We start from the raw sequence: 4,521 nt of genomic DNA on the forward strand, positions 1-4,521 counted from the left end.
AAACGAGCCCGTCGGCGGCTTGGTCTTCACGTGCTCGTCACTCATGAAGGGAGTGCGCCAGACCTGCATCCGGTGAACCCGCTTGGGCTCGTCCGATTCTCCGCGAAAGATCACCAGAGTGCCGTCGGGGTACAGACTGAAGCCGTGGCAGCCGAGCGGGTTGTCGACCTCCTTGCGGATGAGGTTGTAGGGCAGCAATATCGAGCGTCCCGAACCGCGCTCGTGGAAGCAATAGAGAACGTCCTCGCCGTTGGGAGAGCGGATTCGCTTGAGAAACTCCATTTTCTCGATCTGGCGATCGAAGGTCTTCGTCTCGCCGCTCTTGAGGTAGTAGCCGCCGGGGAAGATGATCCCGTGGTCCTCGGGAAGCTGTACACAGGCCTGGCCGATGGCGTCGATCCGATCGACCCGTTTCGTGCGGGTATTGAACACGAGATGACGCCACTCGTGCTCGCGATAGGGGAGCACCTTCATGACGATGAGCGTGCCCAGTTTCGCGTACAGGATCTGCGCGTCGTCGAGCGACTGGTCGGCGTCTAGGACCGGCTCGCGATAGATTCCTTTACCGTCCTCGGTGTTGTTCTCGATCTTGACGGTCAGATCGCCGGCGATGGTCTCGACGAAGACCTCGTCGAGTATGTTCACGTGAGGATGGCGCCCCGAGACGTAGTTCTCTCTCGTCGTGGGGGTCCATTCGAAGTCGTGGGTCGGCGGGAAGACGTGGTCGCGCTCGCCGCGGTTGTCGATGTACACCACCTTGCTATCGTCGACCGCCCAGCGAAAGACGCGAATGTCCTCGAGCTTCTCCCCGATCTGGAAAACGGCCAGAAGTCTCTCGTCCAGCCGCCGGAGCTGAAGGAGACGGGCGTTCTTGTAGTACGCGTACAGCTCGTGGAAGTCCTCGACGAACTTCGGATGGGAGAGAAAAAAATCGGGAGAATCGGGTTCGATCTGGCGAAACGAGAATCCTCGGTCGGTTCGCTCGAAGTGGTGGAGGCTGAAGACGTCCTCGACGCGGGTCTGCCGCTTCAGTCCGATGAACACGTTGTAACCGAACAGGAGATTGTTGCCCACCCCCTTGATGTCCCGGGGAATACAGTTGTTCTCGGTGCGGATCCGCTCGTTTCCCAGAACCGCCAGCTCCGCACCGCCGAAGAGATCGAGCCTCTTCCGGTTCAACGACTCCGCCTTCTCGCCCAGCGTTTTTCCCTGGGCGAGGAGGCGATCGCGGACGATTTCGTAGGTGCCGCGCTCGAGGCCACCTTGAGTCGCTTCGGTCACGGATTGGGCCATGACTCAGAGCCGCACGTCGTCGAGACCGAGCGCCTTGGCCTGCCGTTGTAGCTTCTGGAGTTTCTCGAGGTGGTCTCCGCTAGACCCTCCCGCCAGCTTGGCGAGAAGAGCGCCGATGGTGATGTCCTTGATCGTGCCTCGGTCGATACCCGAGTCGAGGAGAGCCTGTTTGATCTGCTGGATGATGTTCTTGTTCCCGTTGACGACGTCTTTGGTGAGCGCCGAGGCGAAATCGCTTTGCTCGATGAACTCGTCGACCGCCTTGCCCATTCCCACGGCATTGACGATCCGATCGAGAAAGGCTCCATCGCCGCCGACGATGTCGATGTCGGCGTTCTCGAGAGCGTCCCCGAGGATCTTCGCTTTGTGCTCGGCGACCTCCCTGGAAGCCCGAATGGCTTCGATGCCGAGAGTCCTCTGGTTTTCCATGAGGAGGCGGTATTCCTCGTGCTCTCGGCTGGACGGGTCCAGAGCCTTCATCGCCTGGGCCTTTTCCGCGATGCCCCGGGCCTCGGCGGAGAGGCGCTCCTTGATGGCGACGGCGTCGGCCAGACCCTTCTCGCGCACGACGGAAGCCTGGGCGGTCCCTACCTTGGCGATGGCACCGGCGTCGGCTTCCTTGACCTTGACCTCGGCGAGCCCATGTTTCTCGGTAGCGACCGCATCCGCCTCCTTGACTCTGGCGGCGGCGAGCCCAGGTGCTGCCTCCTCGGCCTGGACACCTTCCGCGAGCCGGATCTTCGCTCGTGCCTGCCGATCGGCGGCTTCTAGGTCCGCCTCGGCCAAGGTGATGCGCTCCTGGGCTTTGAACTTCGCCGCCTGCTCCTGGGCTTCGGCTTTCTTGATGTCCTTGACGAGCTGCTCCTGGGCTTGCGCCTCGGCGGTGATGATGGTCGACTGTTTCATCCGCTTCGCCTCTTCGACGACCTGGAGCTCCTTGATGCGCTCTTGCTCCTCGACAACGGTTCGCTCCACGGCAACGCGGTCGCGGATCACGTCCTGAATGACCTTGCGCTCGACTTCGAGAGCTTTTTCTTTGTCGATTCGCTGGAGCTCGACCTCGCGCTCACGGGAAATGGCCTCGAGCTGGCGGTCCTTCTCGACGCGCTCGGTCTCGACGGCGATGACTCGCTCGCGATTCTTCTGTGCCACTTGGACTTGCCGCAGTTTGTTCTCCTCGGCGATGGACACTTCTTCGTCGGTCTTGATGCGCGCGGATTCGGACTTGAGGCGCTCCTCGGCCTGAATCTTCTGGAGCTCCGCCGTCTCCCGAGCTCTCACCGACTCGATCTCGCGCTTCTGTCTCGACTCGGCGTCCGCCTGCTGGCGCTCGAGCTCGAGAATGGCTTCCGCCGCTTCGACGTCTTGTTTCTTGATCGACTTCTTCTCGTTGTTCTCGAACTCGTTCGTCTTGACGTGCTCCACGGCGGTGAGCTCGGTGATCTTTCGGATTCCCTGGGCGTCGAGAATGTTCTGGGGATCGAGGCTCCCGAGCGGCGTCTGTTCGAGATAGTCGATGGCCGCGTCCTCGAGGACGTAGCCGTTCAAATCGCGTCCGATGATGCGGATGATGGCATCGCGGAACTCGTCGCGCTTGGTGTAGAGGTCGACGAAGTCCAGCTGTTTGCCCACCGTCTTCAAGGCTTCCGAGAACTTCGCATTGAACAGCTCGTTCAGGGTCTCGGGTGACGATGCTCGAGCGCAGCCGATCGCCTGAGCGACCTTGATCACGTCCTCACCCGTCTTGTTGACGCGAACGAAGAACGTGACTTTGATGTCCGCCCGGATGTTGTCCTGACAGATAAGCCCTTCTTTCCCCCGGCGATCGATCTCGATCGTCTTGACCGAGATGTCCATCGTCTCCGCCTTGTGGATCACAGGGAACACGACGGCCCCGGTGAAGGTCACCTCGGGGTCCTTCTTCATTTTGTTGACGACGAGAGCCTTGCCCTGCTCGACCTTGCGGTAGAACTTGGCGACTATCATCATGCCGCCGAGAAAGAGGATGCCGACGGCAGCCAGAGCGACCACCAAGAGAACAACCCAGTTCATCATTTCTTCCCCTCTCCTGATACCTGGGCCAACACCTCGTCGATCGGCCCGATGAAGAAGACGCCCTCGACTGGCTCGTAGCGAAAGACGAGAGCTCTGGATCCGCGTCTCAAGTCGTGCTGGGACGAGCAGCGTACCTCGGCGACGAAGCCCGAGCCGCCATCGTCGATCTCCGCTCGACCAAACTGCTCATCGACTTTCGTGGACGTGACCGTGCACATCTTGCCGACCAGAGACGCTCTCCGGGCTCCGAGGTGGGTTACGAAGAGTTTCTTGAAGGGCCGGCTGGTGAAGGCCGCGAGAACGAAGGATGCGCCGAGAGCGGCCGCGCCCACGAAAAGGCCGACCACGATGCTCGCCCCAAGGGGGCCGAGCGCACGGGTCGCGGCATAGCTCAATATCCACGCCCAGAAGATGACGAAACTCGCGACGATGGTTACCGGCACGCCCCGGACCCCCATGGCATTCATGAGCCAGCCCATCGTCCGCGTGCTTCCCCCATCGCCGTCCACGTCCACTTCGTCCACGGTCCCCGAGGCGGTTTCGAGGGGCTCGGCAGCCACGTCCGCCGCTCGGTCCAGGCTGTCGAGCGCGCCGTCCACATGCTCGAGGGCTCCGTCGAGGGCGGCCTCCGCGCCGTCGAGTCCGACCACGCCATCCAAGAAATCGAGATCGACGGCGCCGGCGATGACGACGAGCCAGTAGAGCAGGGTGAGGCCCAGAAGCACCGTGAAAACGACCGTTGGGAAGGAAAGGACGGTCGTAAGGAACGCGAGCATTCGGTCCTCCTATTTCACAGCTGCTCGGGGCAGGTAGCCTGGCGTTCCCGATAGGGTCGCTACCGGTACACGTGCATCGTGATTTCGGTGGTGTTCCTTAAGCCGGTTGTGGTGATAGAGTCCTTAATTGGCTCTTGCCAAGAATATTACGAAAAAAGGCGGGAAGTTACAAGGGCTCGCGGGTCGGTCCTGCGCTCATTGTTCGCAAATCCGCGATTAATCCGGCGGGATCGGGTACGGTCGGAGGCTGCTCCGAAGGCTTTCGAAACGGTGGCGCTTCGGGCTCGGCATCCCTGACTGAAAACCAATTTATTCTATTCGAAATGCGATCCGGGTCGCGCCGGGTGGTCGGGGCGAGGGGCCAACCGGTTTAGAGAGAGTGTCTTGCAGGGTTTCT

Annotated in this window: 3 protein-coding genes; all 3 read right to left on the minus strand. The window is 61.2% G+C overall.

Annotated features, from left to right (window positions below):
• Positions 1–1,293: DNA repair ATPase (locus tag VEK15_32720; GenBank protein HXV65506.1), on the minus strand; the 1,293-nt coding region annotated here is incomplete at its 3' end.
• Positions 1,294–1,296: 3 nt separating this feature from the next.
• Positions 1,297–3,345 carry a flotillin family protein gene (locus VEK15_32725; GenBank protein HXV65507.1) on the minus strand — a complete coding sequence of 683 codons (2,049 nt, stop codon included), beginning with the start codon at positions 3,343–3,345 and terminating at the stop codon, positions 1,297–1,299.
• Positions 3,345–4,124 carry a hypothetical protein gene (locus tag VEK15_32730; GenBank protein ID HXV65508.1) on the minus strand — a complete coding sequence of 260 codons (780 nt, stop codon included), beginning with the start codon at positions 4,122–4,124 and terminating at the stop codon, positions 3,345–3,347. Before VEK15_32730 ends, VEK15_32725 begins: the two co-directional genes overlap by 1 nt.
• Between the last annotated feature and the right edge of the window lie 397 nt (positions 4,125–4,521).

The organism is Vicinamibacteria bacterium (assembly GCA_035620555.1).
Classification (GTDB): Bacteria; Acidobacteriota; Vicinamibacteria; order Marinacidobacterales; family SMYC01; genus DASPGQ01.

What these genes read in the sequence shown, in the direction of transcription:
- VEK15_32725 (HXV65507.1), bottom strand. Translation starts at nt 3,345, where the DNA reads ATGAACTGGGTTGTTCTCTTGGTGGTCGCTCTGGCTGCCGTCGGCATC.
- VEK15_32730 (HXV65508.1), bottom strand. Translation starts at nt 4,124, where the DNA reads ATGCTCGCGTTCCTTACGACCGTCCTTTCCTTCCCAACGGTCGTTTTC.